Genomic DNA, 20,114 nt, shown 5'->3' on the forward strand with positions numbered 1-20,114 from the left:
GGCCCCTATCGGCTCGCGAGCCCCAGCAGCGCCGGGCGCACCCGCGGGACGCCGTGCGCGGTGAGCAGCGCGTCGAGCCTCGACGGCTGCAGCACGTCGAGCCAGACCCAGTGCGCGGGATCGCCCGTGAACAGCAGGTCGTCGTCCCGCAGCTTCTCCTCCGCGAGCGCCTTCGCGCCGCTCTTGCCTGCCTGGTTCGCGAGCGCGCCGTATTTCACCGCTCCGTCGAACTCGCCGTACAGGGGTCGGCGCCCCGGTCGCTCGAACGTCATGTCGACGCGCCACTCCTTGCCGGTCGGGCCGGTCACCCGTCGCTGCAGCTCGGGGGCGGCGAAGCCGAGCTGGAAGATGCGCACCCGGCTCCACGACTCCCCGACCGACTCGCCGCGCCCGTCGGCGAATGCGATCGCCCAGTGCGCGGCGTCGTGGCCGCGGCGGCTCTGTCGCTGCAGGGCGTCGAGCACCTGCTGCTTCGTCACGCGCCGGTCGCGCAAGGCGAAGTCGAGCGCAGAGACGGAATCCAGCGGGTCACTTCGCCGAGCGACCTCGGCGAGCGCGAACGCGAGCGAGCAGACGCGCAGGCCGCCCACCTCGAAGACATCGTCTGGCGCGAGCTCGACCGCCGAGTGCACAACGCCCGCCTTCTTGTGCGCCGTGCGCCGATCGCCCGTGGTGTACACCGCATCCGGCCGCCCGAAGGGCACGCCGTGGGCCGCGAGCGCCGACTCCCGCGCGAAGATCGGCCGGTCGCGCACCGCGTTCACGGCCTGGATGCGCGTGACGTAGCGCGCGTCGTCGGTCGACGCCTCGAGCGCGGCAGCGTCGGCGTAGACGCCGTGGCGCACGCGCGCGAGACTCGCGTCGCGCTCGGGCTGCGCTCCCGGCACCACCTGGCCGATCTCGCGCGCTCGCTGCAGCGGGACGGCCGCCGCAGGGGCAGTGCTGCGTTCCATGCGGCGCACCATGCCACCGATGCCCGGACGCGCGTGGAGGCCGACCGACCGACGGTGGACAACGCGCAACGGATGGGCACGGACCCGATCGCGGCAGCGGGACCCGAGATCTCGGGTCCCGTCGCCGAGGTGGGGTCCGTCCCCGATGTCGGCGCAGGCGCGGGGCGGAGGCGCTGCGCGCGCAGGCGCAGCGGCGCACTGCGGGAGAATGGTCGGGTGCGCATCGAGTACCCGGCTGAGCTGCCCGTCAGCGACGCGCGCGACGAGATCATGGCGGCGATCCGCGACCACCAGGTCGTGATCGTCGCGGGCGCGACCGGCTCCGGCAAGACGACCCAGCTGCCGAAGATGTGCCTCGAGCTCGGCCGCTCGAAGATCGGCCACACGCAGCCCCGCCGGCTCGCGGCCCGCACGATCGCCGAGCGCATCGCCGAGGAGCTCGGCACAGAACTCGGGCAGGAGGTCGGCTACAAGGTGCGCTTCACCGACCAGGTGAGCGCCGATACCCGCGTCAAGGTGATGACCGACGGCATCCTGCTCGCCGAGATGCACCGCGACAAGGACCTCAAGGCCTACGACACGATCATCATCGACGAGGCGCACGAGCGCAGTCTCACGATCGACTTCCTGATCGGCTACCTGCAGCGCTTGCTCCCCCGCCGCCCCGACCTCAAGGTCATCGTCACGAGCGCGACGATCGACCCGGAGTCGTTCAGCCGGCACTTCGGCGGCGCGCCGATCATCGAGGTCTCCGGCCGCACGTTCCCGGTCGACATCCGCTACCGGCCGCTCGTCGCCGAGGCGCAGCGCGTCGGCGCGCAGGACGCCGACGACGACGGCGAGCCCGACGAGCCGGCTGCCGACCTCGACCCGATCGAGGGCATCGAGGCGGCGCTGAAGGAGATCGCGCGCGACGACTCCGGCGACGTGCTCGTGTTCTTCCCGAGCGAGGCCGACATCCGCGACGCGCAGGACCAGCTGCAGGGCAAGCTCGGCCCGGCCACCGAGATCCTGCCGCTCTACGGCCGCCTCAGTGCCGCCGACCAGCACCGCGTCTTCGAGCGCTCGACCCGGGCGAGCATCCGTCGTCGGGTCGTGCTCGCCACCAACGTGGCCGAGACGAGCCTGACGGTGCCGGGCATCCGGCACGTCATCGACACCGGCACCGCCCGCATCTCGCGCTACTCCGCGCGCAGCAAGGTGCAGCGCCTGCCCATCGAGGCGATCAGCCAGGCGAGCGCCAATCAGCGCTCGGGCCGCGCGGGCCGCGTCGCGCCGGGCATCGCGATCCGCCTCTACTCGGAGGAGGACTTCGACCGCCGCCCCGAGTTCACCGACCCCGAGATCCTCCGCACGAACCTCGCTGCGGTCATCCTGCAGGCGGCGTCGCTCGCCCTCGGGCCGCTCGAGGAGTTCCCCTTCCTGCAGCCGCCGGACCCGCGCGGCATCAAGGACGGCCGCGACCTGCTCCGCGAGCTCGGCGCGATCAGCCCGAAGGGCGACATCACGCGCATCGGGCGCGAGCTCGCGCGGCTGCCCGTCGACCCGAGGTTCGGGCGGATGGCGTTGGCCGGCCGGGATGCGGACGTCGCCCACGAGGTCATCGCGATCGTCGCGGGGCTCGCGATCCAGGACCCGCGCGAGCGCCCGCTCGAGCGCCGCGAGGAAGCGGACCGCATGCACGCGCGGTTCGTCGACCCGAAGAGCGACTTCATCACGCTGCTCGCGCTGTGGCGCTACCTGCAGGAGCAGCAGGCGACGCTGTCGGGCAACCAGTTCCGCAAGCTGTGCAAGGCGGAGCACCTCAGCTTCCTGCGCGTGCGCGAGTGGCAGGACGTCGTCCGGCAGCTGACGCGCTCGATGGGGCTCAAGCCGGAGCGTTCCGCTCGCCGAGCAGGCCCGGAGGGCCGCGTCGAGACGCGGAACGGGGATGGTCTCGATACGCCGACTTCGTCGGCTACTCGACCAGCGGAGGGAGCGTCGGCTACTCGACCAGCGGAGGGAGCGTCGGCTACTCGACCAGCGGAGGGAGCGTCGGCTGCTCGACCAGCGGGAGGAGCGTCGGCTGCTCGACCAGCGGTGAGCGTCGACGCCGACGCCGTCCACAAGGCGCTCCTCTCGGGGCTGCTCGGCCGCATCGGGCGCCTCGACGAGACGCAGAAGTCCCAGCAGCCTCGACCCGGCGAGCCGGGTTCGAAGCGGCGGATGCGTCCCCGCCCCGAGTACGTCGGCGCACGTGGCGCGCGGTTCCAGATCTTCCCCGGCTCGGGCCTCGCGAAGAACCCGCCGCGCGCCGTCATGGCCGCCGAGCTCGTCGAGACGAGCCGCTTGTTCGCCCGCACCGTCGCATCCGTCGACCTCGCCTGGGCGGAGCCGCTCGCGGGCGACCTCGCGAAGCGGCAGGTGAGCGAGCCCCACTGGGAGCGCAAGCAGGGCGCGGTCGTCGCGTACGAGAAGGTGACGCTCTTCGGCGTCACGATCGTCGAGCGGCGGCGCGTGCAGTACGCGCGCATCGACCCCGAGCACGCGCGCGAGCTCTTCATCCGCCACGCGCTCGTCGCGGGCGAGTGGGACAGCCCGCAGGACTTCGACCGCAAGAACCGCGAACTGCGTCGCGAGATCGAGCGGCTCGAGGAGCGCCAGCGGCGCCGCGATCTGCTCGTCGGCGACGAGGCGGTCTTCGAGTTCTTCGACGCGCGGATCCCCGCCGACGTCGCCTCGACCCGCAGCTTCGAGGGCTGGTGGCGCAAGGCGCGCGAGGAGACGCCCGACCTGCTGACGATGACGCGCCGCGACCTCACCGGCGAGGAGCCGCAGGTCGACTCGCGCGCGTTCCCGACGAAGTGGCAGCAGGGCGAGCAGCGGCTGCGGCTCAGCTACCGCTTCGAGCCCGGTGCTGCCGACGACGGCCTGACCGTGCACGTGCCGCTCGCGGTGCTGCCGCGCCTGGGCCCCGAGGGCTTCGACTGGCTCGTGCCCGGCATGCGCGAGGAGCTGCTCACGGCGATGATCAAGAGCCTGCCGAAGCACGTGCGCAAGCACGTCGTGCCGGCCGGCGATTGGGCGCGCGGCATGCTCGCCGAGCTCCCCGACGAGCCGCTGGGCGGCGAGCGCGCCCGCTCGCTCTCGGAGGTGCTCGCGGCGCGCATCTCCCGCACCGCCTACGTGCAGGCGGCCGCGACCGATGTCGACTGGGGACGCATCCCCGACCACTTGAAGCCCACGTTCGCGGTGGAGGACGCCCGCGGCCGCCGGCTCGGGCAGGACAAGGACCTCGAGGCGCTCAAGCGGCGCTTCGCGGGCCAGGCGCGCACGCAGGTCGCGAAGGCGGCCGTCAAGGTGACGAGCGACCTCGAGCGCGACGAGGTCGCGGGCTTCGACACCGACCTGCCCGAGCACATCGACGTGCGGCAGGGCGGCAACACCGTGCGCGCCTACCCGGGCTACGCGGTGACGGGCAAGGGCACGGTCGGCATCCGGCTCGCGTCGACGCGCGAGGCGCAGCTGCGCGATCAGCGGGCGGCGGTGCGGCAGCTGCTGCTGCGGCAGGTGCCGAGCCCCGCGCCCTACGTGCAGTCGAACCTCACGAGCGCGGAGAAGCTCGCGCTCGGCGCGAGCCCCTATCCGTCGACCGACCGGCTCTTCGACGACCTCATGCTCGCGATCATCGACGCCGAGCTCGGCGCGCGGCCGCCCGCGACGGTCGCGGAGTTCGAGGCACTCCGAGCGCGCGTCGCGGACGGGCTCGTCGACCGCATGTTCGCGCTCGCGAGCCAGGTGGCGCGCATCTTGACGAGCGCCCGGCTCGCCGACCGCGCGATCCGCGACGGCGCGAGCCTCGCCCACATGGCTGCGCTCGCCGATGCGCGTGCGAACCTCGAGCAGCTCGTCTTCGACGGCTTCGTGAGCCGCACCGGGCTCGAGCGGCTCGGCCGGCTCGAGGTCTACGTGCGCGCGATCGAGCACCGCGTGAAGCGGCTGCCCGAGACCGCGAACCGCGACCGCGCGTGGATGACCGAGGTCGAGCAGGCGACGGCCCTCTACTCGGCGGCGGGCGGCACGCTGCCGCTGCCGCCCTCGGTGACGGATGCGGTGGCGGGCGCCGACGAGACCGGTAAGACCGAGCGGCTCGTCACCGCGCGTTGGCTGCTGGAGGAGCTGCGCGTGAGCCTCTTCGCGCAGCAGCTCGGCACCGCCGGACCCGTCAGCCTGCAGCGGGTGAAGAAGGCGCTCGCGGCGTAGCGCGGTCTCCGAAGGCGACAGCTTTCAGCCCCGCGAACCAGCCGGACGCGTGTCGACTTCGTCACTGGTGCGAGATCTGGTGGCGTGTCAGGATCGCTCCATCCTGTTCGAGTGAACAAGGAGGCAGCGTGGGCGCTCTCGCGGTGGTGCTCATCGGCGTCAGCCGCGCAGGGGACTTCCCTGAGCTCCGTGCCGTCGAGAGTGCGGTCGATCTGATGAACGACTGGGCTCTGACGCAGACCACCGCGGACAGGATCTTCCGATACACCGATGCCGACGGAACTGAGGTCACGGTTGACGGCGTCATCGATCGCGTCGAGATGGCCGTGAACGACCCAGGTGTCTCGAAGCTGCTCATCTACTTCTCGGGCCACGGCTTCGCGAAGGACTACAGCGAGTACTGGCTCTTGTCGAAGGCTCCTCGAAGGGCCCACGAGGCCGTCAACGTCACGGGCAGCGTGGCTCTGGCGCTGCAGCGACGCGGCAAGCACATCGTCTTCGTGTCCGACGCCTGCAGGACCTTGCCCAGCACGATCGACGTCTCGAGAGTCTCCGGGAGCCCGGTCTTCCCTAACGACCGGCATCCGCAGTCGGACGCCAGGGTCGACGAGTACTACGCGTGCCTCGTCGGGGCGCCGGCGTACGAGGTTCCCAGCTCGGATGGAAGCGGCTATGCAGCACTGTTCACTCGGGCATTCGCAGATGCATTGCGCGGCAATCCCCCCGTCTTCGTCAGCAAGAGCGCTCGTCATGGACGTGTCGTGCGATCGGGCCGACTCCGCAAGCACCTTCCCGATCGCATGATCGAGCTCTTGGACGAGTTTGACATCGCCCTGGACAAGAGTCAGGTTCCGCACGCTCGTGTGAGCTCTACCAGCACGTGGATCTCCAAACTGCCGCAATCCGACGCTGACGCTCCTGCGCGTTCTGCCGGGCCTAAGAGCCTGGGGGTCCTCACGATCCAGGAAGAGGCCGATGTCGCGCTTCGGAGAACCCTCGACTCGCTGAATGCGCTTCCCCCCTCGTGGGACGTCGAAGAGCCGGGAACCGCTGAGCCCTTGGCTCACAATGAGGTGTCCATCCGCGTCGACGGCGCATCCCTCCAGAGAGTCGCGGGTGCATCGGTCGAGAGTTCAGCAGACTCTCGGCGACACCCTTTCGCAGTTCGCCTCCGTGTGGAACCGGGAGACGCGCCTGCCCGTCCCCTCTTGCTGGAGCTCACCGACGGTGGAGTGATGTCGCTTCCGGTCATCGGCGGTTCGGCGGTCCGGATCGAATGCCACGCTCAACAGGTCGTGAATGTCTCTTACGATCGGTCCGGCGCCTTCCGCTCGTACCACTCCGCGACCGACGAGATCCTCCGTCATGCCGTCGCCGCCGCGAGTCAGCGGGGCCTGTTCGACCCGGTCGACGACGACCTGGACGAGATCGTGCAGTTGATGCGTGGCCGCAAGGAGGTCGATCCCTCTCTCGCTCTCTACACCGCGTACGCGCTCTACAAGCATCGGCGTCGCAGCGAGCTCGCGGATATGCGCTACATACTGCACGCCACGACGAGGTACGACTTCTTCGACCTCGCCCTGCTCGATGGCGGAGACGCGCACCCATACGGGGATCAGTTCGGAGCGCCGGAACCCGGCTACCCATTGCTCTCGCAAGGATGGCCCTACTTCTTCGCGATGCGCCAGCCGGGAGAACGAGAGCGAACGCTGTTCGGACTCAGGAGAGATGGACTGTGGACGTCCTTCGCTGCCGACGCGTGGGACATCCTCGTCGAAGAGGCGCGCTGATGCTCCTCGTACTGATCCACGGCCGACAGCAGCAGGGCTTGAACGCCGAGGAAGAGAAGGCCAAGTGGTTGCGAGCGCTCCATGACGGTATGGACGCGATCGGTGTGAGCATGCCACTACGCGAAGACGATGTCCGCTTCGCCTACTACGGCGACGCACTGGACCGCCTGCAACACGGCCGCCCGGGCGTGGAGGTGATCATCCGGGGAGAGGCTTCAGTGGAGGAGTTGGAGGCCGCGTTCAGCGCTCCCCTGCTCGAGCAATGGGCCGACTCGCTCTCCCACGGTGCCTTCTCGAGTGAGGTGCGGGACGAATCGTTGGAGCGCAACGTGCTCGGGCACCCACGGGTGCGTCGTGTATTGCAATGGTTGAACGACAACTGGTCGATAGCGGGAGCAGCTAGCTTGTACTGGCTGACGCGCGACGTGTACCTCTACCTCAATAGCGCACGGGTGCAACGCGCCATCGATCAAGGTGTCGAGGCGGCGCTCGCCCGCACTGAGCCGATGGTGGTGGTCGGCCACTCGCTCGGCAGCGTTGTCGCTCACTCGGTGGTGTCCAGGCTGCAGCCAGCCGACGGGTGGCAGGTGCCGCTCCTCGTCACGCTCGGCAGTCCACTCGCGATCCGTGCGGTGCGAGAGAGCCTTGCTTCTCCCGTCTACCCGCCCGTAGTCAGCGAATGGCTCAACGCGTTCGATGCCAGAGACGTCGTCGCGCTGCACCCGCTCACCCAACAGACGTTCCCCACGGATCGAGTCATCCACAACCATGATGGCGTCGACAACGCGAGCGCTGATCACCATGCCGTCGACAAGTACCTCGAGGACCCGGGTGTGGCCCGATGGCTGCACGACGCGCTGGAAGGGCTCGAGCCCCCTGACCGGCCCCTCGCACCGTAGGCGCCGAGTGCAGTCCTCTTGGGCGCTGCACACCGCGTACCGTGGGAGGCGATGACCTCCGACCGCTACGGCCCCACCTTCCAGCGCAACGCCCTCGCGCCCGGCATCCTGCTGGCCGTCGCGCTCGTCGTCGCGCTGCTGCTGCTCGAGAGCGAGTGGTACGGCACGCTCCGCTTCGTCATCTCGGTGCTGGCGCTCATCATCGCCTGGTTCGCGCTGCAGGCGAAGCACTGGTGGTGGATCCCGGTCTTCCTCGTCATCGCGATCGCCTGGAACCCGGTCATCCCGTTCGACCTGGCCGGCCAGGCGTGGGCGCTCTCCCACATGGCCGCCGCGCTCCTCTCGCTCGTCGCGGGCGTGCTCATCAAGAGCCCGCGCGTCGGCGACGGCAAGAGCTGAGCTCGACGGGTCCGCGCGCGTGCGGCGCTCAGCTCAGGCGCGCTGCTTCGCGAGCTCGACGATCCACGGTTCCGTCTCGATGCCGCGGATCTCGTCGGCCACGATGCGCGCTTGCGCTGCTGCGATGCGCTCGGCCTGCGTCACGATCTCGCCCGTGATGCGCGATCGGTAGACGGTGCGACGCGGCACCGTCGGCGCGTCGCCGCTGCTCTCGTCACGTTCTGCTTCCACCGCTGCCTCCGGATCCCATTGTGCCGCGACGCTCGTCCCCCGTCGAGGGTGCATCGCGGCTTCTTCCGCTCGCTGAAGGGAACTGCTCGGTTCCGGTGTCATCGATCTCGGTCTCCTCTGCGGTCAGCGCGATCTCCGTGGCCGCGGCGATGATGTCGGCCTCGTGCTGATCCGCCCACTCGCTGCTTCCTAGAGCCCGCAGCACCCGGAGTCCCACGACGGCGGCGTTGCCGCCACGCGCGACTTGCGACAACGCCCACTCGGCTCGCGACCACCACTGCTCCTTCCGCCGCTGCCGCTCGAGCTGCCGCCGGTCCTCCTCCGCCTGCCGCCCGGCGGAGCGCGCACTGTACGCGGCGGCGGCGAAGGCGACGAGCGCGGCGGCGACCGCCGCAGCGCCGCCGAAGCCGGCCGAGGTGAGGAACGTCGACCACGCGAGCGCGTCGCCGAGCAGCGCGACGGAGAGCGCGCCGATGATGAGCCCGACGACGACGCCGAGCGCCGCCGACAGCACGGCGAGCGCCCGCCGGTCCCCCAGCTCGTCCGTCCTCCTCGCCATGCGCGGATCGTACGCGGCGAGCGCCCGACCGCACCACGGGAGATCGCGACCCTGTGGAGGAGCGCGCGCTGCAGCATCCGCCCCCCGACCTCGAGCGGCGAGACACCGCGCTCCGGCATGCACGGCCGCAGGTCGCTCCCTCCTAGGCTGTCCTGGTGCGTCTATACGGTGAGGTGCTGAGGGTCCCGGGGCTCGCGCGCATCATGCTCGCGCAGCTCATCGCGCGCTTCCCCGCCGGGATGTACTCGCTCGGCATCCTCATGCACATGGAGCAGCAGCACGGCTCCTACACGGCAGCCGGTCTCGTGCTCGCGGCCTTCTCGGTCGGCATGGCGGCCGCCGGTCCGTTCGTCTCGCGCCTGATGAGCCGCTTCGGCACCGTCGGGGTGCTGCTGACGACCACCGTCGTCTCGATCGCGGCGCTCACGTCGATCGCGATCTTCGACCTGCCGCTCTGGGCGGATGTCCTCGCCGGCATCGTCGCCGGCGCCGCGATGCCGCCCGTCGTGCCGACGGTGCGCACGCTCTACCCGCGCATGGTGCAGCAGCGGCTGCTCTCGCCCCTCTTCTCGTTCGACGCGGCGCTGCAGGAGATCATCTGGGTCTTCGGCCCGGTGCTGCTGACGATGCTCGTCTCGTTCCTCGGCACCGGCACGGCGATGCTCGTCACGATCGCGATCCAGCTGGTCGGCGGGCTCTTCTTCCTGCTCTCGCCGGAGGTGCGGCGCCTGCGCATCCCGCCGACGACCCGCAAGCTCGGCCGCGTGCTGCGCAAGCCCCCGGTGCTCCTGTCGGTGATCGTCTCGTCGATGTTCATCGGCGGCTTCGCGGCCGTGGAGGCGGGCGTGGTCGCGACGTTCGATCACGGCTCGCTCGAAGCGGGCATCGTGCTCGGCGTCTCGGCGCTCGGCTCGCTCGTCGGCGGCTTCGCGCTCGGAACTCGAGCGATCACGCCGTGGTCGGTCGCGATCCGGCTCGGGATCGTGCTGCTCGGCATGGCGATCGCGCTGCCGATGACGGAGGTCGTCGGCCTCTCGATCGCCCTCTTCATCGCCGGCATCGGCACCGCCCCCGCGCTCGCCGCCTTCTCGGCGATCGTCGCCGGCACCGTGAAGTTCGCCGACACCCCCGAGGCCTACGCCTGGATCGGCACCGGCCAGCTGCTCGGCGCCGCCCTGGGCTCGGCGATCGCGGGCGTCGCGATCGACGCGAACGGCGGCGTCGGCGGCGTCTGGGTCGCCGTCGTCATGGTCGCCATCGCGGCAGCGATCGCCGCGATCTTCCGCCGCCACCAGCCCGACCTCCGGCAGGGCATCGGCGAGCCGCCCGACACGGCGCCGGTCGAGCTGCCCCGCTGAGCGGTGTCCAAACGCGTCTGCGCGGGGGTGCCGATGGGCTTCTCGTCCGCATAGTAGAAGAGGCTTCCGCCCAAGGCGCGAAGCGTCCGAACCAGGCCGTTGAACACTCGGATCTGTTGCGGGAACTTGGCCATCGTGTCCGGCCTGAAGATCGAGGACCCCTTGCGCTCCCACTGGCCGGGATTGGCTGCGTGCTCGATTTCTGTCTTGAAGACGCGCCGCTTCTCCTCGGTGAAGGCAGTGCCGAACCGACGTGCGTTGGTCTCGGGGATGACGAAGCCTGCGTAGCCGAACGCTGGACTCGTGTTGAAGCGGGCGTGGTCTCGTGCAACGAACGCACCGGGCTCACCGATCTCATCGATGTAGGCCAGCAGCACACCGAGATTGTGCACCGAACCGCTGACGCAACGCAGAAACCCACGCACAGGGCGTGGGCTTCTCGAATCGGCGCGCCGGAGACTCTCTCACTCCTCGCTACCGCCTTCAACGATAGCCGCCCCGGCTTCGGGCGGCAATCGGCTGCGCTCCCCACGGTGGATGATCGCGAACGGCGGTGTTTCGGTCGCCGTCGTGATGGTCGCCATCGCGGCAGCGATCGCCGCGATCTTCCGCCGCCACCAGCCCGACCTCCGGCAGGGCATCGGCGAGCCGCCCGACACGGCGCCGGTCGAGCTGCCCCGCTGAGCGGAGCTCCCGCACTCTCCTCCGCGCGACGGACGACGCCGCGCACCCCGCCTGCGATGATCGACGCGTGCCCCATTCCCTCGAGCTCAACGACGGCAGCGCGCTGCCCGCGCTCGGCTTCGGGCTCTACAAGGTGCCGCCCGCCGAGACGGCCGACGTCGTCGCCGCGGGCCTCGCCGCCGGCTACCGGCTCATCGACGGGGCCGAGCTCTACGGCAACGAGCGCGAGCTCGGCGAGGCACTGCGTCGAGCGGATGCGTCGGGTCTCGACCGCGCGACCCTCACGGTCACGAGCAAGTTCTGGGGCGAGGCGTCGCAGGAGCCCGCCGCAGTGCGGGCCGCGTTCGACGCGAGCGAGCGGGCGCTCGGCCGGATCGACGTCTACATGATCCACTGGCCCAGGCCGGCGCGCGACCGCTACGTCGACGTCTGGCGCACGCTCGTCGAGCTGCAGGCCGAGGGGCGCGTGCGCACGATCGGCGTCAGCAACTTCACCGAGGAGCACCTGCGCCGCATCAGCGGCGAGACGGGCGCCACCCCGGCGATCAACCAGGTCGAGTCGCACCCGTGGCTGCCGCAGCGCGAGCTCCGCCGAGCGCACGAGGAGCTGGGCATCGTCACCCAGGCGTGGAGCCCGCTCGGCCGCTCCCGCGTCCTCGACGACCCGGCGATCGCGCGCATCGCGGCCGCGCACGGCGTGACGCCCGCGCAGGCGATCATCCGCTGGCACCTGCAGACCGGGGGTGCCCTCGTGCCGAAGTCGACGCATCCGCACCGCTTGCAGGAGAACCTCGACGTCGACGGCTTCAGCCTCGACGACGCCGACATGGCCGCGATCGCGGCGCTCGAGACCGGCGAGCGCACCGGCACGCACCCCGACGACCGCAACTAGCGACCAACGACACGACACGAGACGCGACACCCATGACGAGCATCGGCAGCCACGACGACTCCCCGCACCTCCCGCACGCGCACGCCCTCACGTGGGGCGTCGCCGCGCTCCCGCACCGCGGCCCGAAGCGCGAGCTGAGCACCGAGCGCATCGTCGAGGCCGCGATCGAGATCGCCGACGCCGACGGGCTCGAGGCGGTCAGCATGGGTAAGGTCGCGGCCGCCGTCGGCGTCGCGCCGATGTCGCTCTACCGCTACGTCACCGGCAAGGACGACCTGCTGCTGCTCATGTTCGACGCCGCGAGCGAGGTGACGGTGCCGAGCACCGGCGGCACCTGGCGCGAGCGGGTGAAGCAGTGGGCGCTGTTCGTGCGCGCGACCTACGAGGCGCATCCGTGGCTCGCCGACCTCCCGCCGAGCTCGACGCCCACGACCCCCAACCGGCTCGCGCTCATCGAGGCGGGCCTCGTCGCGCTCGAGGACGTGCCCGCGCCCGACCGCATGAAGCTGCCGACGCTGCTGCTGCTGCTCGGCTACATCGCCCTCTACTCGCGCGCCTCGAGCAACGCGGACGTCGACGACGCGATGCTGCACGCGCTGCCCGAGCTCGTCACCGACGAGCGCTTCCCGCTGCTCGCGCCGGCGGTGCGGGAGGGCATCTTCGCCGCGCCCGAGGCCGATCCGGGCCGCGGCTTCGGCTTCGGCCTCTCGCGCATCCTCGACGGCATCGAGCGCTGGGTCGAGCGCAACGAGCCCGACGACGACTTCGAGCGCATGCCCGCGGCGATCGTCGCCGACAAGCAGGTGCGGGAGGCGGCGAAGGCGGTCGCCGACGCGCGCGAGCAGCTGCGACGTGCCGAGTCGAAGGCGGCGGATGCGGTGGCGAAGGCGACCGAGCGGCTGCGGGCCGTCGAGGCCAAGACCGAGGCCGCCGAGGCGAAGGCCGCCGCGAAGGCCGACGCGAAGGCGACGAAGGCGAAGGCGAAGCGCGCGAAGCGCGACTGACGCCTCCCCACCGCCCCACCCGTTGGTCGAGTAGTCGGCCGCAGGCCGACGTATCGAGACCCCAGACGCCCGACTCCCGAGAAAGGTTGGGCTGTGCTTCCCCGCCCCGCGACGCACCCTGGAAGCATGACCCCCAGACTCGCCCCGATGGCCGGCATCCTGATCGCCGGCGCCGTCCTGCTGACCGGCTGCGGCACGAGCGGCGCCTCGACTGGCTCCCCCATCATGCCGACGACCGACGAGGGCGGCTTCCCGGAGTCCGCGCCCGACCTCGAGGGGTCGGCGGGCGGCGACAGCGGCGGCCTGCCCGAGCAGGACGCCGAGAACGACCGCGACGTCATCATCACCGGCGACGTGTCGATGCGCGCCGAGGATCCGATCACGACGGCGGATGCGGTGGCCGACGCCGTCGAGGCACGCGACGGCTCGATCGACGCGCGCTCCGAGGGCGCGTCGACCGACTTCGAGCCGGCGTGGGCGACGCTCACCGTGCGGGTGCCGGCGCCGCAGGTCGAGGACCTGCTCACCGCGATCCGCGGCCTCGGCGACGTGACCGCCGTCGACACGAAGGAGCAGCGCGTCGGGGCCCAGGTGCGCGACCTCGAGGTGCGGGTCAACGCGGCGCGCGCGTCGGTCGAGCGCCTCACCGAGCTGCTCGGCACGGCCGCGAACACCGACATCCTGCTCGACGTCGAGGCGCAGCTGACGCAGCGCACGTCCGAGCTCGAGCAGCTCCTCTCGCAGCAGCGCACGCTCGCCGACCAGGTCGCGATGTCGACGATCGACGTCAGCATCCGCGCGACGACGGTCGAGGGGCCGACCGGCACGCCGAGCTTCTGGGACGGCCTCGTCGCCGGCTGGAGCGCGTTCCTCGCCTGGGGCGCCGCGTTCCTGTTCGGCCTCGGCCAAGCGGTGCCGACGCTCGTGGTCCTCGCGCTGCTCGCGCTCGTGGCCCTCTTCATCGTGCGGAGGGTCATGAAGCGGATGCCTTCCCGCAAGACCCCGGCTCCCCCGCTCGTCGAGTAGGCCCGCGGGGCCGTAGCGAGATGGGGTGGCCGGTCTCGATACGCGCCTCCGGCGCTGCTCGACCAACGGGTCGGGATCCGAAAGCTCTAGCCGAGGTTGAAGCCCTCCGCTACGCTCGTCGTGGCCCCAGCCTGTTCCGATACTCCGACCGTCACGAGGTCTGCTTTGTCCCGCCGCCGCTCCTTGCTCTACGCCGCCCTGGCCACGCTCGGGCTCAGCACCGCGCTCATCGTCGCCCCGAGCGGTGCGCCCGCGGCCGTCTCCTCCGAGCAGCTCGCGCAGAGGCAGGAGGCGCACCTCGCGGTCATCGACGACATCTCGATGTGGGATGCGCGCTCGCCGCACCCGCGCATCGGCGCGGTCTCGGGCGACCCGGTCGCCGGCACGATCCAGATCGGCTGGGCGGGTCCCGTCCCCTCCGAGGTTCGGGCCATGGCCGAAGCCGCCGCCACCCGCGGCATCGACATCACGTTCGTCGCGCAAGAGGCGAGCGAGGCCGAGCTGGTCGAGCTCGCCCACGCGCTCGCCGCATCCATGCCCGCCGACGGCGCGTTCGCGATCGGCATCGGCGCCGACTCGCTCTCGGTCGAGGTCCCGACGCCCGAGGCCGCCGAGGCCGCCGGCACGGAGCCGATCGCGCTCGAGGGCGAGGTGCTCGACGTCATCGACGAGACCGAGCGGGCCGCCGAGCAGCTCGGCGCGAGCCTCACGGTCGAGGAGACCGACACCGTCCCGACGACCACCGCCGCGACCGAGCTCGCGCAGGGTCAGCCGGTCGACGCATCCGCCGCCCTCTTCACCGGTCGCTCGAACGACTCGACCGAGGTCTCGGGCGGGCTGCGCGTGCAGACCCAGTTCGCGAACGGTGCCTTCGTGGGCTGCACGTCGGGCTTCACGGGCTTCCACGGCCACCAGCCGGTCATCGTCACCGCGGCGCACTGCAGCGACTTCCGCGACGGCCGCGCGGTGCGGAACGCGGCGGGCACGCGCATCGGCACCTCCGACCTCGTCGCCGAGCTCAACGACGGCGCCCGCCCGTACGACCTCGGCGCGATCGCGCTCTCGTACGACACCCGCACGCTGCCGCGCATCTACACCGGCGAGACCTCGACGGTGAACATCACCGACACGCAGCTCTCCTTCCCGCCCGCCGGCTACCAGCTGTGCTCGTCGGGCCAGGTGACGGGTTGGAAGTGCAACATGACGACGGGCGCGGCCTACGTCGCCTGCTACGGCACCGAGTGCATGAACGTGCAGGAGGTCACCGCGAGCAGCGGCAACGCCTTCTGCCGCGGCGACTCCGGCGGCCCGGTCGTCAGCACGCCCCGCTCGGGCGGCGCGATCGCGGTCGGTGTCGTCTCGGGCCTCCGCGGCAGCAACGTCACGTGCTCGGCGCGCGGCCTCATCGCGCCGATGTCGCAGCTCATGGCGACGCTCCCCGGGCTGCAGCTGCACACCGTCAGCGGCACGGTCGCGGGCGACGCCCCCATCGCGATCCTCGACCGCATCAACCGCGAGCGCAGCGCCGCGGGCCTCCGCCCGCTGTCGCAGGACGGCTGCCTGAGCAGCATGGCGCAGGGCTGGTCGGCCACGATGGCGGCGACCTCCGCGCTCGGCAGCGCGCACAACCCGAACCTGAACGCGCAGGCCCGCGGATGCGGCATGGCCGGCTGGGGCGAGAACGTCGGGCGCACCTCCGGCTCGGCCGTCTCGCCGAACGGCATCATGGACGCCTGGATGGCCTCCCCCGCCCACCGCGCCAACCTGCTGAGCACTTCGTTCACGCACGTCGGCGTCGGGGTCGAGCGGGGCGCGAACGGCTTCTGGTACTACGTGCTCGACTTCGGGCGCCGCTGAGCGTTCGCGTCGGCGCGTTCGGCGGGTCCCGATCACTCGACGTCGACGTCCACAGATGTTCATCGCGGGATTGCGCATCGCTTGGGTTGCAGTTATAACTGCAACCTCGATAGTGTCGCCGTGGATGAGGAGGCCGACACCATGGGCGATTTCATGACCCACGTGCGCCACACCGGCACGGTCCTGCTCCACGATGTGGTCGCGGAGCAGGCAACCGAAGTGCTGCGAGCTGCCGAAGACGAGACGGCACTCGTGCTATCGATCGAGCTGCCGACGGGACGTCGGATTCCTCTCCCGGGCGAGCTGGCGAGCTTCCTGCTCGACATCGTGGACGATGTCAGCCAAGGTCGGAGCGTCTCGTTGAAGACGATGCCTCGGGAGCTTTCGACGAGCGTTGCGGCGGCAGAGCTGGGGATCTCTCGTCCGACGTTGATGAAGCTCATCGATCGCGGTGAGCTCCCGGCCCACAAGGTCGGCAGCCATACTCGTGTTCTGCGAGAGGACGTCGCCTCGCTCAAGGCCGAGCGCGAGCTCCGCATCCGATCGGCAGCCGAGGAGCTGCTGCTGCTGGACGAAGACACGGGGAGCTGACGCGTGAGTGTCGCCCGCGTGTTCGTCGACGCAACGGTGCTCTTCTCGCGCACTCATCGCGACTGGCTGTTGCACGCACGCGTCGTCACCGCCGGCGACGTGTTCTCGATACAGACGTCGGAGGACGTGCTCGTCGAGGCGCTCGCTCGCTTGCGAGACAACAATCCGCGGTGGGACGGAGGAGCGCTCACTCGGGTCCGAACGGCGGTGCACGAGGTCTTCGACGAGGTCCTCACTGACTTTCCAGGAGACGTCGCTTGGCCCGGCACCGATGACGGCGATCTGCACGTGCACGCCGCTGCGGTGCACGCCGGCTCCACGATGCTGCTCACGTCGGACAGCGGCCTGCTCGCTCTTCGCGGCCTCGCGGACGGAGTGCCCTACGAACCGATCCATCCCGACGAGTTCTTCTGCTTGCTGGACGACTCCAACGAACGCCAGGTCCAGGAGATGACGCGGCGGCAGCTCGCTCACTACGCGGCGCGGAACCAACCAGCGGAGCTCGCCGACAGGCTCCGCCGAGCGCAGTGCCCGCACTTCGCTGACCGCGTGGAAGAGAGGATCGCCCAGCTTGCGGGGCCCCGAGCGCACCGACGCTTCCTGCAGCAGAAGCGCAGCGCCTCGACGCAGGCGTGACTGCCTCGTCCAGGATCGGATCCGTCTCGCCGGTATAGGGGCGTCCACTCAGCCAGCGACGGCAGACTGACCCGCATGAGCGCACCCCTCCCGTTCGACGCTCCCGAGGTCACCGAGGCGATCGCCGCCTGGATGCCCTCCACCCGCTGGTACCCGCTGAAGGGCCAGCACGCCGAGGCCGCGCTCGCGCACGCCTTCGAGCTCGGCGCCGACGCCGCGATCCTGCTCATGCGCGCCGGCGACGCCCTCCTTCAGGTGCCGGTCGCGTGGCGCGACGAGCCGGGCAGCGCCCCCATCGCGCAGCTCGACGACCGCTGGCTCGTCGACGCCTGTCACGACCCGGATGCGGTGCAGGCGATCCTCGACGTCGCCTCCGGCACGCGCGCGGTCACCGATCTCGAGGGCGACACGGCGGGCGAGCCGCCGGCCCCCGCTGGCGCGAGCCGCGTCGTCAGCGGCGAGCAGTCGAACACCTCGATCATCGGCGGCGACGGCACTTGGATCGCGAAGGTCTTCCGCGTCGTCCACCCCGGCGACAACCCCGACGTCGTCGTCACGGGCGCCCTCACGCGCGCGGGCTCGAAGCCCGTGCCGGCGCTGCTCGCCGCGCTCCGCGCCCGCTGGCCGGCTGGCGACGCGTTCGTCACCGGCCACCTGCTCGCCGTCTCGCAGTTCGTCAGCGGCGCAGACGACGCGTGGGAGCTCTACCGCCAGCACGCGCTCGCGACGCTCCGCGGCGAGCAGCGCCAGGCGCCCGACGCCCGCGCGCTCGGCGCGGCCGTCGCGACGGTGCACCGCGACCTCGCCGCCGCGCTCCGCACCTCGGCCGCGACCGACGCCGACACGCACAGCTTCATCAGCGGCCTCGAGCAGCGGCTCGGCTGGGCCCGTGAGCAGGCGGCGGGGGCGCTCGCCGACCTCGACGACGAGCTCGGCCGCGCCAAGGAGCGGCTGCGCGAGATCCGCTCGATCGGCGAGCTGCAGCACATCCACGGTGACCTGCACCTCGGCCAGGTGCTGCGCTCGAGCACCGGCGACTGGCTGCTGCTCGACTTCGAGGGCGAGCCGCTGCGGCCGATGCACGAGCGCTCCATCCGCGAGCCGCGCCTCCGCGACGTCGTCGGCATGCTGCGCTCGTTCGACTACGCCGCCGGCTCTGCGCAGCAGGAGCTGCCCGGCGCCGACCCGGCCATCGCCGATGCGTGGGTGGAGCAGCGGCAGCAGGAGTTCCTCGCGGGCTACGCGGATGCGTCGGGCCCGGTCGACGAGCACGACCCCGTCTTCCGCGCGCTCCTGCTCGACAAGGCGCTCTACGAGGTCGTCTACGAGGTGCGGAACCGGCCTGACTGGCTGCAGGTGCCGCTCGAGGCGGTCCGCCGGCTGCTGCGCCCTTCCGCTCGTTGAGCCGGTCCGCGCCCGCCCCCGCTCGTTGAGCCGGTCCGCGCCCGCAGGGCGCAGACCGGGTCGAAACGCGCGCAGCGGCTCAGCCACCGGGCGAGTCTCCTCGGGCAGCGCTGAGGCCCAGCGCGCGGCCCGTCCGCTACGGTGCCCCTAGCAGCGCCAGGGAGGAGGGGCACGGATGCTCGACGCGCGCCCTCCGCAGCCGTGCGACTCGGCGCGTTCCGCTGCCCGGGTGAGCTGAGGCCCCGCGCGTGGCGACGCTCTCCGACCGCGGCCGGCTGACCGCGCCGGCGCTCACCACCCCGGCGATCGCCCAGCGCCCCGCGCGCCGCCACGTGCTGCTGACGCTCACGATCCTCGCGCTGCCCTTCTCGTACGTGCCGCTCGAGCTGCTGCCGGGGAAGGTGAGCGTCACCCTCGTCGTCTTCGCGCTCGTCGTGGCCACGGGCATCCGCTACGGCGTACTGCGGCGCCGGCTCGTGCCGCTCGAGGGCGTCACGCTCGCGCTCTCGGCGTTCATCCTCGTGCGGCTCACGGCGGTTGCCGCGCTCGAGGGGGCCGCGATCGACTGGGCGGACGCCCTGGGCTCGGCCCTCGCGCCGCTCGGCGGCGTCGTGCTCTTCCGCATCGCGCAGCGCCCCGACTCGAAGGACGCGTGCCTGCGCGCGCTCCGCTGGATGCTGCTCCTGCTCGCGATCGTCGCGCTCTACCAGGAGGCGGCGGGCCTCGCGTGGCTGCAGGGGCGCGGCTACGCGGAGGGCTTCTACTACTTCACCTTCGAGGGCACCTATCGGCCGTTCGGCACCTTCCTCTCCCCCACGGTGTTCGGCGCCTTCCTCGCCGTCGCGGGCTCAGCGCTCGTGTGCATGTCGCCCACCGTGCGGGATGCGCTCGTCTCGCTCGCGATCGTCGCCGTGCCGCTCGCCCTCACGCAGACGCGCGCCGCGTGGATCGCGTTCGCCCTCGCCCTCGCCGTCGGCTGGCTGCTGCGCAGCCGCGCGCGCCCCGTGCACCTCACGCTCGGCATCGCGGCCGCGGTCTGGAGCGCGGCCTTCGTCGTGTGGCTCGTGCCGAGCGCGGTCGACGCGCTCGTCGAGCGGCTCGCGACCATCACCGACGCGGGCTTCAGCTCCAACCTGGCGCGCGTGCGGCTGTGGGAGGGCACGATCGAGGCGACCCTCGACGGGTCGCCGCTCGTCGGCTACCCTGCCGACCGCTTCACGTCGCTCGTCGGCGCGATGGCCGGCGAGTACGCCGACTTCGGCCACGCGCACAGCAACTACCTGCAGCTGCTGTTCCTCTACGGCGTCATCGGGCTCGCGCTCTTCGCCGCCATCCTCGTCTTCGCCCTCATCGGCGCGCTCCGCGACGTGACGCTGGCCGCCTCGACCGGCGCGCCGTGGGCGTACGGCGCGGTCGCGGCACTCGTCGCCTTCACCGTCGACTCGGCGTTCGAGACGAGCTGGACGAGCTTCTCGATCGTCGCCGCGCTCTACTTCGCGCTCGGCCTCGGCTCGACGGCGGTGGGCGGCATCGCGGACGCAGACGCGGCGGATGCGATGCCCTCGACCCGCGGTTGGGTGCGGTAGCCG

At 71.4% G+C, this 20,114-nt stretch carries 17 protein-coding genes; 14 read left to right on the plus strand and 3 right to left on the minus strand.

The features are described 5' to 3' along the window. Window positions 1-5 precede the first annotated feature (5 nt). A complete protein-coding gene (locus tag ACP7BI_RS06240; RefSeq protein ID WP_425844435.1) occupies window positions 6-953 on the minus strand; it encodes a hypothetical protein in 948 nt (315 codons plus the stop codon). Window positions 954-1,169: 216 nt separating this feature from the next. Between ACP7BI_RS06240 and hrpA the strand changes: the two genes are divergently transcribed. From hrpA to ACP7BI_RS06260, 4 genes are all read left to right on the plus strand, one after another. Continuing rightward, window positions 1,170-5,195 (plus strand): ATP-dependent RNA helicase HrpA, encoded by a 4,026-nt coding sequence (gene hrpA / locus ACP7BI_RS06245; protein ID WP_425844436.1) that lies wholly within the window; start codon window positions 1,170-1,172, stop codon window positions 5,193-5,195. Between the two features lie 128 nt (window positions 5,196-5,323). Further along, window positions 5,324-6,985, plus strand: a complete 1,662-nt coding sequence (locus tag ACP7BI_RS06250) for a hypothetical protein (protein WP_425844437.1) — start codon at window positions 5,324-5,326, stop codon at window positions 6,983-6,985. Continuing rightward, a complete protein-coding gene (locus ACP7BI_RS06255; protein WP_425844438.1) occupies window positions 6,985-7,884 on the plus strand; it encodes a hypothetical protein in 900 nt (299 codons plus the stop codon). The genes ACP7BI_RS06250 and ACP7BI_RS06255 overlap by 1 nt, the downstream gene beginning before the upstream one ends. Window positions 7,885-7,935: 51 nt before the next feature. Continuing rightward, a complete protein-coding gene (locus ACP7BI_RS06260; protein WP_425844439.1) occupies window positions 7,936-8,283 on the plus strand; it encodes a DUF6804 family protein in 348 nt (115 codons plus the stop codon). Window positions 8,284-8,316: 33 nt separating this feature from the next. On the opposite strand, the gene ACP7BI_RS06265 is transcribed toward ACP7BI_RS06260, so the two are convergent. Both ACP7BI_RS06265 and ACP7BI_RS06270 read right to left on the minus strand, forming a co-directional pair. Further along, window positions 8,317-8,514 (minus strand): hypothetical protein, encoded by a 198-nt coding sequence (locus tag ACP7BI_RS06265; RefSeq protein ID WP_425844440.1) that lies wholly within the window; start codon window positions 8,512-8,514, stop codon window positions 8,317-8,319. Next, window positions 8,498-9,073, minus strand: coding sequence for a hypothetical protein (locus tag ACP7BI_RS06270; protein ID WP_425844441.1), 576 nt, complete (start codon window positions 9,071-9,073; stop codon window positions 8,498-8,500). Before ACP7BI_RS06270 ends, ACP7BI_RS06265 begins: the two co-directional genes overlap by 17 nt. A 155-nt stretch (window positions 9,074-9,228) precedes the next feature. Between ACP7BI_RS06270 and ACP7BI_RS06275 the strand changes: the two genes are divergently transcribed. The 10 genes from ACP7BI_RS06275 to ACP7BI_RS06320 all read left to right on the plus strand — a co-directional run bounded on the left by ACP7BI_RS06275 (window position 9,229) and on the right by ACP7BI_RS06320 (window position 20,111). After that, the gene (locus tag ACP7BI_RS06275; protein WP_425844442.1) at window positions 9,229-10,431 is read left to right on the plus strand and encodes an MFS transporter; all 1,203 of its coding nucleotides are present in this window, start codon (window positions 9,229-9,231) and stop codon (window positions 10,429-10,431) included. A 537-nt stretch (window positions 10,432-10,968) separates the two neighbouring features. Beyond that, on the plus strand, window positions 10,969-11,115 hold the full coding sequence (locus ACP7BI_RS06280) for a hypothetical protein (RefSeq protein WP_425844444.1): 147 nt from the start codon (window positions 10,969-10,971) through the stop codon (window positions 11,113-11,115). A gap of 67 nt (window positions 11,116-11,182) precedes the next feature. Beyond that, window positions 11,183-12,007 carry an aldo/keto reductase gene (locus ACP7BI_RS06285; RefSeq protein ID WP_425844446.1) on the plus strand — a complete coding sequence of 275 codons (825 nt, stop codon included), beginning with the start codon at window positions 11,183-11,185 and terminating at the stop codon, window positions 12,005-12,007. A gap of 32 nt (window positions 12,008-12,039) precedes the next feature. Continuing rightward, a complete protein-coding gene (locus ACP7BI_RS06290; protein WP_425844448.1) occupies window positions 12,040-13,011 on the plus strand; it encodes a TetR/AcrR family transcriptional regulator in 972 nt (323 codons plus the stop codon). Between the two features lie 126 nt (window positions 13,012-13,137). Beyond that, window positions 13,138-14,037 (plus strand): DUF4349 domain-containing protein, encoded by a 900-nt coding sequence (locus ACP7BI_RS06295; protein ID WP_425844450.1) that lies wholly within the window; start codon window positions 13,138-13,140, stop codon window positions 14,035-14,037. Window positions 14,038-14,202: 165 nt separating this feature from the next. Then, on the plus strand, window positions 14,203-15,894 hold the full coding sequence (locus ACP7BI_RS06300) for a CAP domain-containing protein (RefSeq protein WP_425844452.1): 1,692 nt from the start codon (window positions 14,203-14,205) through the stop codon (window positions 15,892-15,894). Window positions 15,895-16,014: 120 nt separating this feature from the next. Beyond that, window positions 16,015-16,485, plus strand: a complete 471-nt coding sequence (locus ACP7BI_RS06305; protein WP_425844453.1) for a helix-turn-helix domain-containing protein — start codon at window positions 16,015-16,017, stop codon at window positions 16,483-16,485. 207 nt (window positions 16,486-16,692) lie between these two features. Further along, the gene (locus ACP7BI_RS06310) at window positions 16,693-17,121 is read left to right on the plus strand and encodes a hypothetical protein (RefSeq protein ID WP_425844454.1); all 429 of its coding nucleotides are present in this window, start codon (window positions 16,693-16,695) and stop codon (window positions 17,119-17,121) included. Between the two features lie 75 nt (window positions 17,122-17,196). Continuing rightward, window positions 17,197-18,525 carry a maltokinase N-terminal cap-like domain-containing protein gene (locus ACP7BI_RS06315; protein ID WP_425844455.1) on the plus strand — a complete coding sequence of 443 codons (1,329 nt, stop codon included), beginning with the start codon at window positions 17,197-17,199 and terminating at the stop codon, window positions 18,523-18,525. Between the two features lie 248 nt (window positions 18,526-18,773). Next, the gene (locus tag ACP7BI_RS06320) at window positions 18,774-20,111 is read left to right on the plus strand and encodes an O-antigen ligase family protein (RefSeq protein WP_425844456.1); all 1,338 of its coding nucleotides are present in this window, start codon (window positions 18,774-18,776) and stop codon (window positions 20,109-20,111) included. Window positions 20,112-20,114 lie beyond the last annotated feature (3 nt).

It is taken from the genome of Agrococcus sp. TSP3-2-1, assembly GCF_049897585.1.
Classification (GTDB): Bacteria; Actinomycetota; Actinomycetes; order Actinomycetales; family Microbacteriaceae; genus Agrococcus.